This window comes from Nocardia sp. NPDC051833 (assembly GCF_040681225.1).
GTDB lineage: Bacteria > Actinomycetota > Actinomycetes > Mycobacteriales > Mycobacteriaceae > Nocardia.
This window is the reverse complement of sequence record NZ_JBFAYK010000001.1, coordinates 730,854-745,793: the sequence shown is the minus strand read 5'-3', so window position 1 is coordinate 745,793 and position 14,940 is coordinate 730,854. Positions and strand designations below refer to the sequence as shown.

Sequence of the window (14,940 nt, the reverse complement as noted above, 5' to 3'; positions counted from 1 at the left end):
ATCCGGTGGGGGCGGTGGCGTTCTAGTCGGGCCCGCCCGCTCCGCCCTGCGGCGGCGGGATGCGCACGACGCGGTCGTCGAATTCGCCCGGGGTGCCATCGGCCTTGTTGATCGTGGTCACCCAGACGCTGCCGTCGGAGGCGGCGGTGGCGCCGAGCAGCTTGCCGTACTTGTCCTGGGCGATCAGTGTTGGCGCGGTGGTGACGGCGTAGGTGTTGGGGTCGGCGGCGATCGCGGCCAGCGCCTTGCCCTCGGACAGGGCCACCGCGACACCGTCACCGGTGGCCGTGCATCCGCCGACACCCGGCCGGTCCGGCCAGGTCCACGAGACGGTCAGCGTGCCCTCGGTGCTCAGATGCTGCAGCCGGTCCTCGGCGGCCGTGCGGTCGGTGACCCACATGCCGTTCTTGCCGTCGCGGCACAGATCGCCCGCCGTGCCGAGACCCGAGGCCACCACCTGCGGGCTGTTGGCGCCGGAGGACGGCGACTCGAGGCGCAGCACCTTGCCGCCGAGTGAGCCGGGATCGGCCGCCGCGCCGGGATTTCCCGCGTCGCCGGTGAGGACGAGCAGCTGGGTGGGCGTCGCCCATTCGATGGCGCCGCGATTCCCGGTGGCGCCCTTCGGGATTCCGGTCAGGATCTCCTTGGGCGCGCCGCCGTTGCTGGACAGCCGGACCACTCGGTTGTCGCTGCCGGTGGTGATGTAGGCGTACATCAGCCCGTCCTCGCCGAAGGTGGGCGAGAGCACGATGTCGGAGATGCCGCCGTCACCGGAACCGTCGACCGGCACGCTCGCGACCTCCACCGGCGGCTCCTGCGGGGTGCTCGCGTCCACCGGGGTCACCCGCAGGATGCGGCCGGTGCGCCGCTCCGCCACCAGCGCGCCGTCGCCGACCGGGATCAGCCCGGCGCCCGAATCCATACAGGTGGCGATGACATTCGGGTCGGGATCGATGCACGGACCGGTCGGCCGCGGTACCTGCGACGGCGAATCCTGCGGCTTCTTCGGCTCCACATTGGACCCACCCAGCGACGGCTCGGTGGTGAACGGGCTCGACGCCGACTCGTCGAACCGGGCGCACCCGGCGACCAAGACGGTGCCCAGTGCCAACCCGATCGCCACGCGGCCCGCGAATACCGAACTCATGGCACAGACGTTACCGGCAGCCGAGTGGGGCTGACACGCCTGTTCCGGGGAAGACCGGCACACCGAGTCGGCACGTCATAGGGTGAGGCGGTGACCGACAAGTCGAATGACACACCGCACGCCGACGGGCCGGCGCCGACCGGACCACCGGCGTCGTCGTCGGGTCGCCCGGTGACCAGCCCGTACGATTCGCCCACCACACAGATGCCGAAACCGGATCTGCACAAGGACATTCCGCGCACCGACGAGGACCTTGGCCTCGACCCCGGTGACGAGGTGCCGACCGCGAGCGCCGCGCAGGCTTCCGGCGGTGGCGACGACAGCTACGGCTACGCGTCGATCCCGCCCGCGGCCGCCGCCACGGCGGGCACGGTCCGGCTGCAGCGCCGCAACCGCGAGCCCCGCCGCGGCACCCTCGACCTCGGGCTGTTCGTGCTGCGCCTGGTGGTCGGCTACACCTTCATCTACCACGGGCTGCAGAAGCTCACCGGCTGGTTCCACGGCCCCGGCCTCGACGGCACCAAGGCGATGATGGAGAACGGCGGCTGGGACTACCCGTCGCTGTCGACCGCCCTGGTGATCGCCGGCGAACTCGGCGGCGGCATCCTGCTCGTGCTCGGCCTGGCCACGCCGCTCGCCGCGGGCGCCGTGCTGGCGACGATCCTCACCGCCTGGATGTGGAAGCAGGGCATGATCGCCGGCTTCCAGTACAACGCGGGCACGCCCACCGGCGTCGAGCTCGACTCGATCCTCGCCGGCGCCGCCCTGGCGATCATCCTCACCGGCCCCGGCCGCTGGTCCTTCGACCGTGCCCGCGGCTGGGCCACCCGCCCCGCCTACGGCTCCTTCACCGTCGTCCTGCTCGCCATCGCCGCCGCGATCGCCAGCTACCTGTTCCTCCACGGCGGCAACCCGCTGACGGGCATCGGCCCGTTCAACTGAGTCCGGACGGCTGCGGCGGTGCGGGTTCGGCCAGGTGCGCGGTCATGGTGACCCGCACATCGGCCAGGAATTCCTCGAACCGCCGCAGCTCGGCGGGGGAGTATCTCCCCATCACCGTGTCTTCCACTTTCACCCCGAGCGGACCGAAGAAGTCACCGGCCAGGGCATGGATGCGCGGGGTGCTGCGCAGTGTGACGATGCGCCGGTCGTCGTGTTCGCGGCTGCGGACGATATGACCGGCTTTCTCCAGCCGGTTGAGCAGCGCGGTGGTCGCGCTGTTGGACAACGAGATCCGCTCGCTGAGCCGCGCGGGTGACAGCGTTCCGCCGCGTTCCTCCGCGGTGAGGATCTCGATCAGCGCCTCGGCATCGGTGGAGTGCAACCCGAGCCAGGTCGCGAACCGATGGGTGAATTCACGGTAGTTCGCGCCGTAGGCGCGCAGGCCCTCGTGGATCCGTTGATACTGCGCACCAGCGTCCGACCGACTCATAGGTTCCTTTCGCATCGGTTGACATCCTATTGCCCGCAATCTACTTTGACCATGGAAATATTCCACCATGGAAATAGGAGATGCGATGAGTCAAGAGTCGTCCATCCGCCGATGGCTCGGCTTGATCGCCATCGCCCTCGGCGTCGCGCTGATCGTGGTCGACACCACGATCGTGAACGTGATCATCCCGTCGATCATCGAAGATCTGGCGACGGGTTCGACCGAGGCGCAATGGATTCAGGAGTCCTACGCGATCGTGTTCGCGGCGCTGCTGCTGGTGGTCGGGCGGATCGCCGACATCGTCGGGGCGCGCAGAGTATTCGTCGCCGGTGTGGTCGTGTTCGGCGCGACCAGCGTCCTGGCCGGGCTGGCCCCCGGCGGCGGGCTGCTGATCGTCGCCCGGTTCCTGCAGGGCGCGGGCGCCGCGATGATCCTGCCGACCTCACTGGCCCTGCTCAATGCCACCTTCACCGGCAAAGCGCGGGGTCAGGCGTTCGCGGTGTGGGGTTCGACGATCGGCGCCGCCGCCGCGCTCGGTCCGCTGCTGGGCGGCTGGCTGGCCGAACACGTGTCGTGGCGCTGGGCGTTCGGGATCAATGTGCCGCTGGCGGTGCTGATCGTGGTCGGTGTGCTGGCCTGCATCGCGCCCTCCCCGAAGGTCGCGGGGCGACTCGACGTGTTCGGCGCGATCCTGTCGGTACTCGGTCTCGGGCTGCTCGCGTTCGGCTTGGTCGAAGGCCGTACCTACGGCTGGATCAGCACGGTGCATCCGCTGGGGATCGGCGGTTTCACCTGGGGCGGTGGGCCGTCGCCGGTGCTGGTCGCCCTGGTGCTGAGTGTGCTCGCGCTGGCCGGTTTCGTGGTGCGCCAGGTGCTGCTGCGCCGCGGTCCCGATGCCGACAAGGCGCTGATGGACCTGAGCCTGTTCCGGTTGGCCTCGTTCCGCAACGGCAATATCGCCACGCTGATCATCGGGCTCGGCGAGTTCGGCATCGTCGCGGTCCTGCCGCTGTGGCTGCAGTTCACCCTCGGCTACAGCGCCGTGCAGGCCGGGCTGGCGCTGGTGCCGATCGCCATCGGCAGTTTCATCGCCAGCGGCGCCAGCTTCGGCATGGCGGGCAAGGCGTCACCGCTGAACATGGTCCGGCTCGGCCTCGCGCTCGAGGTCGTCGGCTTGGTGGCGCTCGCCTTCTTCGCCGCCACCGACAGTTCCTGGTGGGCGATCTCGCTGATCCTGTGCGTGTACGGCGCCGGCGTCGGCTTCGCCACGGCCCAGGTCACCAATGTGGTGCTGGCCGAGATCCCCGAGAACGACAACGGCCAGGCCTCCGGCATCCAGAGCGCCTTCCGGCAGCTGGGTTCCGCGCTCGGCATCGCGGTGCTCACCACCGTCTTCTTCACCACGCTGAGCGCGCAGATCGACGACGACCTCACCGCCGCTGGCCTGCCCCAGGCCCAGGCGCAGCAGTACGCGCACGCCGTCACCAGCAGCGCGGGCGCGGCGATCGAAGGCTTCGCCGCCCACCCGGAGACGCAGCAGGTCGCCGAGGCGGGCCGCACGGCGATGACCGACGGCATCACCCTCGGCGGCTACCTGGCCGCGGGCTTCGTCCTGCTAGGCCTGATCGCCACTGCCCTCATCCCGTCGCGCACGGGCGAGGAATCGGCCACGCCGACAACACAACCCGCACTCGTGTAAGCACCGGAACACCCGATTCCGCGAGAACATGGGTAACTCACCGGGAACCGGCTGAGCCAACCAACGAGCACGCCGCCGGTCGCGTCAACGACCGGCGGCGCGCTCGAGTCTGGCCAGAATTCCCGGGGAGGCGGGACTGCTAGGGCACCTTGCGGACGGCGCCCTTGTCGGCGGAGGTGGCCAGGGCCGCGTAGGCGCGCAGTGCCGTGGTCACCGGGCGGACGCGGTCCACCGGCTGCCACGGGCGCTCGGAGGCTTCCATCTTCGAGCGGCGTTCGGCGAGCACCTCGTCGGAGACCAGAACCTCGAGCGCGCGGGTCTGCACGTCGATGCGGATGCGGTCGCCGTTCTCGATCAGGCCGATCACACCGCCCTGGGCGGCCTCGGGGGAGATGTGGCCGATCGACAGGCCCGAGGTGCCGCCGGAGAAGCGGCCGTCGGTGATCAGCGCGCACACCTTGCCCAGGCCGGCGCCCTTCAGGAACGCGGTCGGGTGCAGCATCTCCTGCATGCCGGGGCCGCCGGAGGGGCCCTCGTAGCGGACGACGATCACGTCACCGGCCTGGATCTTCTTGCCCAGGATCATCGAGACCGCCTCCTCCTGGGACTCGACCACCACGGCCGGGCCCTCGAAGGTGAACAGGTCCTCGTCGATGCCCGCGGTCTTGAGGATCGCGCCGTCGGGGGAGATGTTGCCGCGCAGCACGCACAGCCCGCCCTCGACGGTGTACGCGTGCTCGACGTCGCGGATGCAGCCGCCCGCGGCGTCGGTGTCCAGCGAGGACCAGCGGTTGCTGGTGGAGAACGGCTCGACCGTGCGCACGCCGCCGGGCGCGGCGTGGAACAGCTCGAACGCCTCGTCGGAGGCCTTGCCGGAGCGGATGTCCCAGGTGTCGAGGTATTCCTCGAACGAGGCGGTGTGCACGGTGGTCACGTCGGTCTCGAGCAGACCGCCGCGGCGCAGCTCACCCAGGATGGCGGGGATGCCGCCGGCCCGGTGCACGTCCTCCATGTGGTAGTCGGAGTTCGGCGAGACCTTCGACAGGCAGGGCACCTTGCGCGAGATCTCGTCGATAGTGCTCAGATCGAAGTCGATCTCGCCCTCCTGCGCGGCGGCGAGGGTGTGCAGCACGGTGTTGGTGGACCCGCCCATGGCCACGTCCAGGGCCATCGCGTTGCGGAAAGCCTTGACGTTGGCCACGTTCCGCGGCAGCACCGAGGCGTCGTCCTCGCGGTACCAGCGGTTGGCGATGTCGACGATGACGGTGCCTGCCCGCTCGAACAGCGCGCGGCGCGCCGAATGCGTGGCCAGCGTGGAGCCGTTGCCCGGCAGGGCCAGGCCCAGCGCCTCGGTGAGGCAGTTCATCGAGTTGGCGGTGAACATGCCCGAACACGAACCGCAGGTGGGGCAGGCCGAGCGCTCGACCTCGTCGAGGCCCTCCTCGGACACGGCCTGGTTCGCGCTCGCCGAGATCGCGTGCACCAGGTCCAGCGGCGCGTGCGCGACACCGTCGACGACCACGGCCTTGCCTGCCTCCATCGGGCCGCCCGAGACGAACACCGCCGGGATGTTGAGCCGCATCGCGGCGTTCAGCATGCCGGGAGTGATCTTGTCGCAGTTGGAGATACACACCAGCGCGTCGGCGGTGTGCGCGTTGGCCATGTATTCGACCGAGTCGGCGATGATCTCGCGCGAGGGCAGCGAGTACAGCATGCCGCCGTGGCCCATGGCGATGCCGTCGTCGACGGCGATGGTGTGGAACTCACGCGGCACGCCACCGGCGGCGCGCACGGCCTCGGCGACGATGTCGCCCATGTTCTTGAGGTGCACGTGACCGGGCACGAACTGCGTGTAGGAGTTCGCGATCGCGACGATCGGCTTACCGAAGTCGGAGTCGGTCATTCCGGTGGCGCGCCAGAGCGAGCGGGCGCCGGCGGCATTGCGGCCGATGGTGGTGGTGCGTGAGCGGAGCGGTGGCATGGGGGAGTCCTCGTAGTGTCGCTGGGGGCGTCCAAGCGTGCGCGCAGGGGGCTGACCTGCGCGGCACAGAGCGAGTGCGCGGTGCGTCCGGCAACCCCGCACGTTACTCCGGCGCGCGCTGGTCGCGTCGCGCCGGTGGTGCGTGCGGAGGTGATGGAACCGGGCTCGAGGCGGGAGTGTCGCTCCGGAGGGTGTCGCCGCGGTGGTGCCGTCGGCGCGGGGTGCCCGGTGCCGTCAGCTTACCGGTGCAACCGCGCGCCGCACCGTGCCGATTCCCACAGTGCTCGAGCGAACGCTCACTCCTCGGTGTCGGCCTCCTCGGCCTTCGCCTTCTCGGCCGCCCGCTCGGCGGCGACGCGCTCGGCCTCGGCCTGCTCGGCGGCGGCGAACACGTCGGGCAGGCGACCGCCGGAGGCGTCGATCAGCTCACGCAGCCGGTCGTAGCCCACCGCGGGCAGCCGCACCTCGGAGTCGTCGGCCAGCCGCGCCTTCACCGCGCCGCGCTTGGGGATGCTGATGCCCTTGACCTGCGCCCAGTCGAGGTGCTTCTTGCCGATCATGGAGCTCAGGTCCAGCCCGGCGTCGGAGACCGTGGTGTGCGTCCGGACGACCCACCAGATCGCGACGAGCGGGAGCAGCAGCAGCCACCACAGCCCGGCGGGCCAGCCGACGAACGGGAAGAACACGCAGAACGCGAGCACCAGCACGCCGATGTAGGCCAGCCGCGGAACCCCGATGACGTACACGCCCGGCGTCGGCGTGCTCGGCCTGCGCGGGACCAGCAGCCAGACGATCACCGCGGTCGGCACGATCAGGCCGATCCGCAGGCCCAGCGACCAGTCCTGCACGGTGCCGACGACGACGAAGATCAGGTACGCGAGCACCACCGCGGCGATGGCCGCGAGCCTGCCCGGGCTCGCCGAGCGCAGACCGCCGGGTCGCGAGGGGCGACCCGTATCGGTTCCCGCGTCGGCGGTGTGGGACGATTTAGCCGGTGGCACGGACTGATGCGGTGATGACACCCTCCTATCCTCGCATCCTGGTACACGGACCCACGCAACCACTCACGTCCCACATAATGGGACGCCGAGAGTAGTCTGTTTGACTCTTCGGTCCACGCGCGCATAACGTCGTGTGCGTGAATCGAAACGAGTTGCTCGTACTCGGCCGGCGCGTCCAGCGTTGAGCCTGACTGCCTGAGTCGAATACGTCAGCTCGCGTTGCGACGCGCCACCCTCGAACAGCCATGCGCTGGTCGGGGGCTTTTTTGTGTTCGGGCATTACCCGATGCGCGACGGGTCGCAAGACACCGCGTGTCAGGCACAACTGTGTTGTCCGGGGTCAGAACGACAAAGTAAGGAACGTAGACGGTGAGTGCACCAACCGCACGACCCGGGCCATCGGCCCGCAGGTCAGCGCCTTCGGCGAACCAGCCTGCCGCTGGTAGCCCGGCGACCAACCCCACCCGCCGCCAGGTCGCGCCCGAGCGCGTCACCGGCGCCCAGTCGGTGGTCCGGTCCCTCGAAGAGCTCGACGTCGACACCGTATTCGGCATTCCCGGTGGCGCGGTCCTTCCCGTCTACGACCCGCTCTTCGATTCCACCAAGGTCCGCCACGTCCTGGTGCGCCACGAGCAGGGCGCCGGTCACGCGGCGACCGGCTACGCGCAGTCCTCGGGCAGGGTCGGTGTGTGTATGGCCACATCCGGCCCCGGCGCCACCAACCTGGTGACCCCGCTGGCCGACGCCCAGATGGACTCGGTCCCGATCGTGGCGATCACCGGTCAGGTGCCGTCGAGCCTGGTCGGCACCGACGCGTTCCAGGAAGCCGACATCTCCGGCATCACCATGCCGATCACCAAGCACAACTTCCTGGTCAAGGACCCGATCGACATCCCGCGCATCCTGGCCGAGGCGTTCTACCTCGCCGCCTCGGGTCGCCCGGGTGCCGTCCTGGTCGACATCACCAAGGACGCCCTGCAGGCCCAGACCACGTTCTCGTGGCCGCCGGAGATGCGGCTGCCCGGCTACCGTCCGGTCACCAAGCCGCACGGCAAGCAGGTGCGCGAGGCCGCCAGGATGATCCTGGAGTCCAAGTCGCCGGTGCTCTACGTCGGCGGCGGTGTGATCAAGTCCGACGCCTCGGCCGAGCTGCTGGAGCTGGCCGAGCTGACCGGCATCCCGGTGGTCACCACTCTGATGGCGCGGGGCGCGTTCCCCGACAGCCACACCCTGAACATGGGCATGCCCGGCATGCACGGCACCGTCGGCGCCGTGGCCGCGCTGCAGCGCTCGGACCTGCTGATCACCCTCGGCGCCCGCTTCGACGACCGCGTCACCGGTCAGCTGGACTCCTTCGCGCCCGACGCGCGGGTCATCCACGCCGACATCGACCCGGCCGAGATCGGCAAGAACCGCCACGCCGACGTCCCGATCGTGGGCGACGCGCGTGAGGTCATCGTCGAGCTGATCGAGACCCTCAAGGCCGATCCGCAGTCCGGCGCCGCGCCGCTGCTCGACCTCACCGAGTGGTGGGGCTACCTCAGCGGCATCCGCGACAACTACCCGCTGGGCTGGAAGACCCCGAGCGACGGTTCGCTCTCGCCGGAGTTCGTCATCGAGACGCTGGGCCGGCTGGCCGGTCCCGACGCGGTGTACTGCGCCGGCGTCGGCCAGCACCAGATGTGGGCCGCGCAGTTCATCAAGTACGAGAACCCGCGCACCTGGCTGAACTCCGGTGGCCTCGGCACCATGGGCTACGCGGTCCCCGCGGCCATGGGCGCCAAGATGGGCACCCCGGAGAAGGAGGTCTGGGCGGTCGACGGTGACGGCTGCTTCCAGATGACCAACCAGGAGCTGGCCACCTGCGCCGTGGAGGGCGTGCCGATCAAGGTCGCGCTGATCAACAACGGCAACCTGGGCATGGTCCGCCAGTGGCAGACCCTGTTCTACGAGCAGCGCTACTCCAACACCGATCTCGGCACGCACACCCTGCGGATCCCCGACTTCGTCAAGCTGGCCGAGGCGCTGGGTTGCGTCGGCATCCGCGTGGAGAAGGAAGAGGACGTCGAGGCCGCGATCCGGCAGGCGCAGGCGATCAACGACCGCCCGGTCGTGATCGACTTCATCGTCGGCAAGGACGCCCAGGTGTGGCCGATGGTCGCCGCGGGCACCAGCAACGACGAGATCATGTTTGCCCGCGGCATCCGCCCGCTCTTCGACGAGGACGAGCAGGTCTCCGAGCCCGCCGTCATCCACGAGGCGATGGAGCGCGAGCAGGCGGCCTTCGAGAAGGGTTCCCCGGAATGAGCACCACCCACACCCTGAGCGTTCTCGTCGAGGACAAGCCGGGCGTGCTGGCGCGTGTCGCGAGCCTGTTCTCGCGCCGTGGCTTCAATATCGAGTCGCTGGCCGTCGGCGGCACCGAGATCCCCGAGATCTCGCGCATGACGATCGTCGTGACCGTCGACGATCTGCCGCTCGAGCAGGTCACCAAGCAGCTCAACAAGCTGATCAACGTCATCAAGATCGTGGAGCAGGACGCCGACGCCTCGGTGGCCCGCGAACTGATCCTGGTGAAGGTGCGGGCCGACGCGTCGGTGCGCACCCAGGTGATCGAGGCCGTGCAGTTGTTCCGCGCCAAGGTGATCGACGTGTCGCCCGACGCGCTGACCATCGAGGCCACCGGCACCCGGTCCAAGCTGGATGCCCTGCTGCGCATGGTCGAGCCCTACGGCATCCGCGAGATCGTGCAGTCGGGCGTGGTCGCAGTCGGACGCGGTCCGAAGTCGATCACGGCCACCCGCTAACTTTTACCCACCAGAAATTATCCAGAAGGGACTCCACAGTGGCAGTCGAGATGTTCTACGACGACGACGCTGACCTGTCGATCATCCAGGGCCGCAAGGTCGCCGTGATCGGCTACGGCAGCCAGGGCCACGCGCACTCGCTGAGCCTGCGCGACTCCGGCGTCGACGTCCGCGTCGGCCTCGCTGAGGGTTCGAAGTCGCGGCCGAAGGCCGAAGAGGCCGGTCTGACCGTCGGCACCCCCGCCGAGGTTTCGGAGTGGGCCGACGTGATCATGGTGCTGGCGCCCGACACCGCCCAGGCGTCGATCTTCACCAACGACATCGAGCCGAACCTGAAGGACGGCGACGCGCTGTTCTTCGGCCACGGCCTCAACATCCACTTCGGTCTGATCAAGGCTCCGGCCAACGTCACCGTCGCGATGGTCGCCCCGAAGGGCCCCGGCCACCTGGTGCGTCGTCAGTTCGCCGACGGCAAGGGCGTCCCGGCCCTGATCGCCGTGGACCAGGACCCGACCGGCGAGGGCCAGGCCCTGGCGCTGTCCTACGCCAAGGGCATCGGCGGCACCCGCGCCGGCGTCATCAAGACCACCTTCAAGGAAGAGACCGAGACCGACCTGTTCGGTGAGCAGGCCGTCCTCTGTGGTGGTACCGAGGAACTGGTCAAGACCGGTTTCGAGGTCATGGTCGAGGCGGGCTACGCCCCCGAGATGGCCTACTTCGAGGTGCTGCACGAGCTGAAGCTGATCGTCGACCTCATGTACGAGGGCGGCATCGCGCGCATGAACTACTCGGTGTCCGACACCGCGGAGTTCGGTGGCTACCTGTCCGGTCCGCGCGTCATCGACGCCGGCACCAAGGAGCGCATGAAGGCGATCCTGGCCGACATCCAGTCCGGCGAGTTCACCCGCCGCCTGGTCGCCAACGTCGAGAACGGCAACACCGAGCTCGAGGGTCTGCGCAAGGCCAACGCCGAGCACCCGATCGAGGTCACCGGCGCCAAGCTCCGCAGCCTGATGAGCTGGGTCGACCGCCCGATCACCGAGACCGCGTAAGTTCTCGCTGTTCGTCCGAGGGGCCCGTTCGCCACGCGCGAGCGGGCCCTTCGGTTTGCCGGGCGGCCGCTGCGTTCCGGCCCGGCGCGGATCCTTGCTGTTGATCACCGATAGCGCGAGACTTGCTCGATGACGAACAAGACGGTGGAGGACTTCGCGGACGAAGCGGTCGAACAGGGGAAGGCGGCGCGCAAGCGGATCTCGCGCTCGGAGCTGGGGGAGTGGGGTGCGGGCCCGGATCGGGAGGACCCGGTCACCATTCTGGAGCGGCAGGCCGAGTCCAGGGTGCCGGAGCTGGTGCCGATCAGGTACGCCCGAATGAGTCTGTCGCCGTTCACCTTCCTGCGCGGCGCGCCCGCGATCATGGCGGCGGATCTGGCGCAGAGCGCGAACAGCGGCCTGACCGTGCAGCTCTGCGGTGACGCCCACCTGTCGAATTTCGGTCTCTACGCCTCGCCGGAGCGCAATCTCGTCTTCGATGTCAACGACTTCGACGAGACCCTGCCCGGCCCGTTCGAATGGGACGTCAAGCGCCTGGCCGCGAGCGTCGCGGTCGCCGCCCGCGACAACGGCTGCGAGGACGATCGGGCCGCCACCGCCGCCGAGGCCGCCGCGCGCGGGTATCGCGAGGCGATGGACATGCTCGCCGAATGCGACAGCATGACCGTGTGGTACGAGCGGGTCGACGCCGATCAGGTCGCCGATCTGATCCGCAAACCCAAGACGCGCAAACGGTTCGACAAGACCGTCGACACCGCGCGGAGCAAGACCAGTCTGCAGGCACTGAACAAGCTCACCGAGCCGGACGCCAACGGCGTCCCGCGGATCAAGAGCCAGCCGCCGCTGCTGGTGCCGATCGAGCTGGCCGACGGCAAGATCATCAAGGAGGTCTTCGCCGACTTCCGCCGGAGCCTGCCCGACGAGCGCCGCGTGCTGCTCGACCGGTACCGCCTCGTGGATCAGGCGATGAAGGTGGTCGGCGTCGGCAGCGTCGGCACCCGGTGTTTCATCGCGCTGATGATGGACAAGGAGTCGGGCGCGCCGCTGTTCCTGCAGATGAAGGAGGCCGAGACCTCGGTGCTCGCGCCGCACCTGAAGCCGAGCAAGTATCACCATCAGGGGCACCGGGTGGTCGTCGGTCAGCGGCTCATGCAGTCGGCCAGCGACGTCTTCCTCGCCTGGGCGACCGGTCCGGCGGGCCGGTTCTTCTACATGCGGCAGTTGCGCGACATGAAGGGGTCCGCCGAGGTCGGCACCATGACCCATCGTGAGCTGGCCCGGTACGCCGAATTGTGCGGCTCGGTCCTGGCTCGCGCGCACGCGCGCTCCGGTGACCGGGTGGCCATCGCCGCCTACCTCGGCAGCAACGATCGATTCGATCGCGCGATGGGCGAATTCGGTCTGTCCTACGCCGATCAGACCGTCGCCGACCGGCACTCCCTGCTCGCCGCCATCGACTCCGGGCGGATCACCGCGGCCGCGCGCGCCTACTGATCCGAGGCCACTACACTGGTTACCGATGAGTAAGTTCTTTGCCTCGGTGGACCAGGTGCAGGACCGGCTGACCGCGGCCGGCTACCTTCCGTCCCTCGACATCGCGACCGCGGTCTTCCTGGCCGATCACCTCGGTAAGCCGCTGCTGATCGAGGGACCGGCCGGTGTCGGCAAGACCGAGCTGGCCAAGGCCGTCGCCATGGCGGTGTCGGCCGAGCTCATCCGCCTGCAGTGCTACGAGGGCATCGACGAGGCCCGCGCGCTCTACGAGTGGAACCACGCCAAACAGCTGCTGCGGATCACCGCGACCTCGGGGGAGACCTGGGAGGGCACCCGCGACCACGTCTTCACCGAGGAGTTCCTGCTCGCCCGGCCGCTGCTGGCGGCCATCCGCAACCCCGATCCGACGGTGCTGCTGATCGACGAGCTCGACAAGGCCGATGTGGAGCTGGAGGGTCTGCTGCTGGAGGTGCTCGGCGACTTCCAGGTGAGCATTCCCGAGCTCGGTACGGTCACCGCCGTCCGCAAGCCCTTCGTGATCCTCACCTCGAACGCCCATCGCGACCTGTCCGAGGCGCTCAAGCGGCGCTGCCTGTACCTGCACATCGACTATCCGACGGCGGAGCTGGAGAAGGCGATCGTGCGGCTCAAGGTGCCCGAACTGGACGCGGCGCTGGCCGAGCCGGTCGTGGCCACGGTGAGCGCGCTGCGGCAGCTGTCGCTGCGCAAGGCGCCGTCCATCGCCGAAACCGTGGACTGGGCGAAGACCCTGGTCGCGCTGGGCAGCCGGACGCTGAGCGCGGGGGTCGTCCGGGCCACGCTGGGTGTGCTGCTGAAGTATCAATCCGATCATCGGGTGGTGATCGAGAAGCTCGGCCTCGACGAGCAGGCCGACGGCAGCGTGGTCCGATGACCGCCCCCGGTACGGCGTCGTGGTGACCATCGTGCCCGCGCACGGCGGTGTCGAAGCGCCGATGTCGGATCGCCTGGTCGGCTTTGTCGGGCTGCTGCGCGAACACGGCATCCACGCGGGCCCCAGCGAAACCGTCGACGCCGCCGCCACGATCCTCGCCCTCGGCACCGCGGACGCCCGGGTACTGCGCTCGGGCCTGGCCGCCTGCCTGCTGCGCCGCAACGGCCAGCGCACGGTGTTCGACCAGCTCTTCGACCTCTACTTCCTCGACGGGACCAGGCCGGTCGCGGCGGCGGGCGCGGACGCCGATCCGCTGCGCGAGCGGGTGATCGCGGCCCTGATCCAGGGCGCCGACACCGCCGAACTCGCCAGGGAGGCGCTCAACACCTTCGGCGCCTACGGCGGCGCGGGGGAGAGCGCGGGACGGGTCACTTCCGCGTCGGGCGCGGGCTGGTCGTCGTATCTGACGATGAAATCGCTACGCCCGGACGAGATCTCCGAGCAGGTCGCCCAAACCATGGGCGGGACCGGCCAATTCGACGCCGCGGTGCACACGATCGAGGCGCGGCGCCGGGTCGAGCGGTTCCGCACCGAGGTGCAGGCCGAGGCCCGGCTGCGCTCGGCCCAATTGCGCGGCACCGACTACATCGCGCGCCGCGGCGTCGAATCCGGTGCCGACAGTACGGATTTCCTGGGTGCCCGTGAACAGGACCTGGCCGAGATGCGCCGGCTCGTGCATCCGCTGGCCCGCAAGCTCGCGACCCGGCTGGCGGTGCGCCGTAAGAAGGCCGTGCGTGGGCAGATCGACCTGCGCCGCACCCTGCGCCGGTCGATGGCCACCGGCGGTGTCCCGATCGATCCGGTGTTGCGTGCGCGCAGGCACGGGCGCCCCGATCTCGTCGTGCTGGCCGATGTCTCGGGCTCGGTGACCGGTTTCGCCGAGTTCACCCTGCAGCTGGTGCAGGCCCTGCAGGACCAGTTCAGCAAGGTCCGCAGCTTCGGCTTCGTCGACGTGTGCGCCGAGATCACCGGCTACTTCACCCCGGGCGAACCGCCGCCCGCCGGCTTCGCGCGCGAGATCGTCCGTGACGCCGGTGTCGCCCGGTTCGGCTCGAGCAACTACGGCGAGGCCTTCCAGGGTTTCGTCGACCACTACCTCGACGCGCTGGGCCCGCGCACCTGCGTCCTCATTCTCGGCGACGCCCGCACCAACCGCACCGACCCGAATCTGGCCGCGCTGCAAGAGATGACCGAACGGGCCAAGGCGGTGTACTGGCTCAATCCGGAGCCGTCGCGCTCGTGGTCGACCGGTGATTCGGCCGCCCACGTCTACACCGACATCGTCACCATGCACGAATGCCGCACGGTGCGGCAGCTGGCCGAGGTGATCGGCCGGCTGCTGCCCGCGTGAGCG

12 protein-coding genes are annotated in these 14,940 nt (G+C 69.4%); 8 read left to right on the top strand and 4 right to left on the bottom strand.

The window, feature by feature from the left end; all coding sequences use genetic code 11:
* Window positions 1-22: 22 nt before the first annotated feature.
* Window positions 23-1,147 (bottom strand): PQQ-dependent sugar dehydrogenase, encoded by a 1,125-nt coding sequence (locus AB0L91_RS03445; RefSeq protein WP_365007086.1) that lies wholly within the window; start codon window positions 1,145-1,147, stop codon window positions 23-25.
* A gap of 90 nt (window positions 1,148-1,237) precedes the next feature.
* Here AB0L91_RS03445 and AB0L91_RS03440 point away from each other — a divergent pair, with 90 nt between their 5' ends.
* Window positions 1,238-2,089, top strand: a complete 852-nt coding sequence (locus tag AB0L91_RS03440; RefSeq protein WP_365007085.1) for a DoxX family protein — start codon at window positions 1,238-1,240, stop codon at window positions 2,087-2,089.
* Here the strand turns inward: AB0L91_RS03440 and AB0L91_RS03435 are convergent.
* On the bottom strand, window positions 2,082-2,579 hold the full coding sequence (locus AB0L91_RS03435; protein ID WP_365007084.1) for a MarR family transcriptional regulator: 498 nt from the start codon (window positions 2,577-2,579) through the stop codon (window positions 2,082-2,084). The genes AB0L91_RS03440 and AB0L91_RS03435 overlap by 8 nt on opposite strands.
* Before the next feature lie 85 nt (window positions 2,580-2,664).
* Between AB0L91_RS03435 and AB0L91_RS03430 the strand changes: the two genes are divergently transcribed.
* Window positions 2,665-4,278 (top strand): DHA2 family efflux MFS transporter permease subunit, encoded by a 1,614-nt coding sequence (locus AB0L91_RS03430; RefSeq protein ID WP_365007083.1) that lies wholly within the window; start codon window positions 2,665-2,667, stop codon window positions 4,276-4,278.
* A 139-nt stretch (window positions 4,279-4,417) separates the two neighbouring features.
* On the opposite strand, the gene ilvD is transcribed toward AB0L91_RS03430, so the two are convergent.
* Together ilvD and AB0L91_RS03420 are read right to left on the bottom strand one after the other, a co-directional pair.
* Window positions 4,418-6,259, bottom strand: a complete 1,842-nt coding sequence (gene ilvD / locus AB0L91_RS03425) for a dihydroxy-acid dehydratase (RefSeq protein ID WP_355282738.1) — start codon at window positions 6,257-6,259, stop codon at window positions 4,418-4,420.
* A 296-nt stretch (window positions 6,260-6,555) separates the two neighbouring features.
* On the bottom strand, window positions 6,556-7,281 hold the full coding sequence (locus AB0L91_RS03420) for a PH domain-containing protein (RefSeq protein ID WP_365007082.1): 726 nt from the start codon (window positions 7,279-7,281) through the stop codon (window positions 6,556-6,558).
* A 348-nt stretch (window positions 7,282-7,629) separates the two neighbouring features.
* Between AB0L91_RS03420 and AB0L91_RS03415 the strand changes: the two genes are divergently transcribed.
* The 6 genes from AB0L91_RS03415 (at window position 7,630) to AB0L91_RS03390 (ending at window position 14,937) form a co-directional block, all read left to right on the top strand.
* Window positions 7,630-9,567, top strand: a complete 1,938-nt coding sequence (locus AB0L91_RS03415) for an acetolactate synthase large subunit (RefSeq protein ID WP_365007081.1) — start codon at window positions 7,630-7,632, stop codon at window positions 9,565-9,567.
* Window positions 9,564-10,067 carry an acetolactate synthase small subunit gene (gene ilvN, locus AB0L91_RS03410; RefSeq protein WP_019048314.1) on the top strand — a complete coding sequence of 168 codons (504 nt, stop codon included), beginning with the start codon at window positions 9,564-9,566 and terminating at the stop codon, window positions 10,065-10,067. Before AB0L91_RS03415 ends, ilvN begins: the two co-directional genes overlap by 4 nt.
* Window positions 10,068-10,117: 50 nt before the next feature.
* Window positions 10,118-11,119 carry a ketol-acid reductoisomerase gene (gene ilvC, locus AB0L91_RS03405; protein ID WP_355282871.1) on the top strand — a complete coding sequence of 334 codons (1,002 nt, stop codon included), beginning with the start codon at window positions 10,118-10,120 and terminating at the stop codon, window positions 11,117-11,119.
* A 129-nt stretch (window positions 11,120-11,248) separates the two neighbouring features.
* Window positions 11,249-12,613, top strand: coding sequence for a DUF2252 domain-containing protein (locus AB0L91_RS03400; protein WP_365007080.1), 1,365 nt, complete (start codon window positions 11,249-11,251; stop codon window positions 12,611-12,613).
* A 25-nt stretch (window positions 12,614-12,638) separates the two neighbouring features.
* Complete coding sequence (locus tag AB0L91_RS03395) at window positions 12,639-13,526, top strand: MoxR family ATPase (RefSeq protein ID WP_365007079.1); 888 nt, start codon at window positions 12,639-12,641, stop codon at window positions 13,524-13,526.
* Window positions 13,527-13,548: 22 nt separating this feature from the next.
* Complete coding sequence (locus tag AB0L91_RS03390) at window positions 13,549-14,937, top strand: VWA domain-containing protein (protein ID WP_365007078.1); 1,389 nt, start codon at window positions 13,549-13,551, stop codon at window positions 14,935-14,937.
* The last annotated feature ends 3 nt before the right edge of the window (window positions 14,938-14,940 follow it).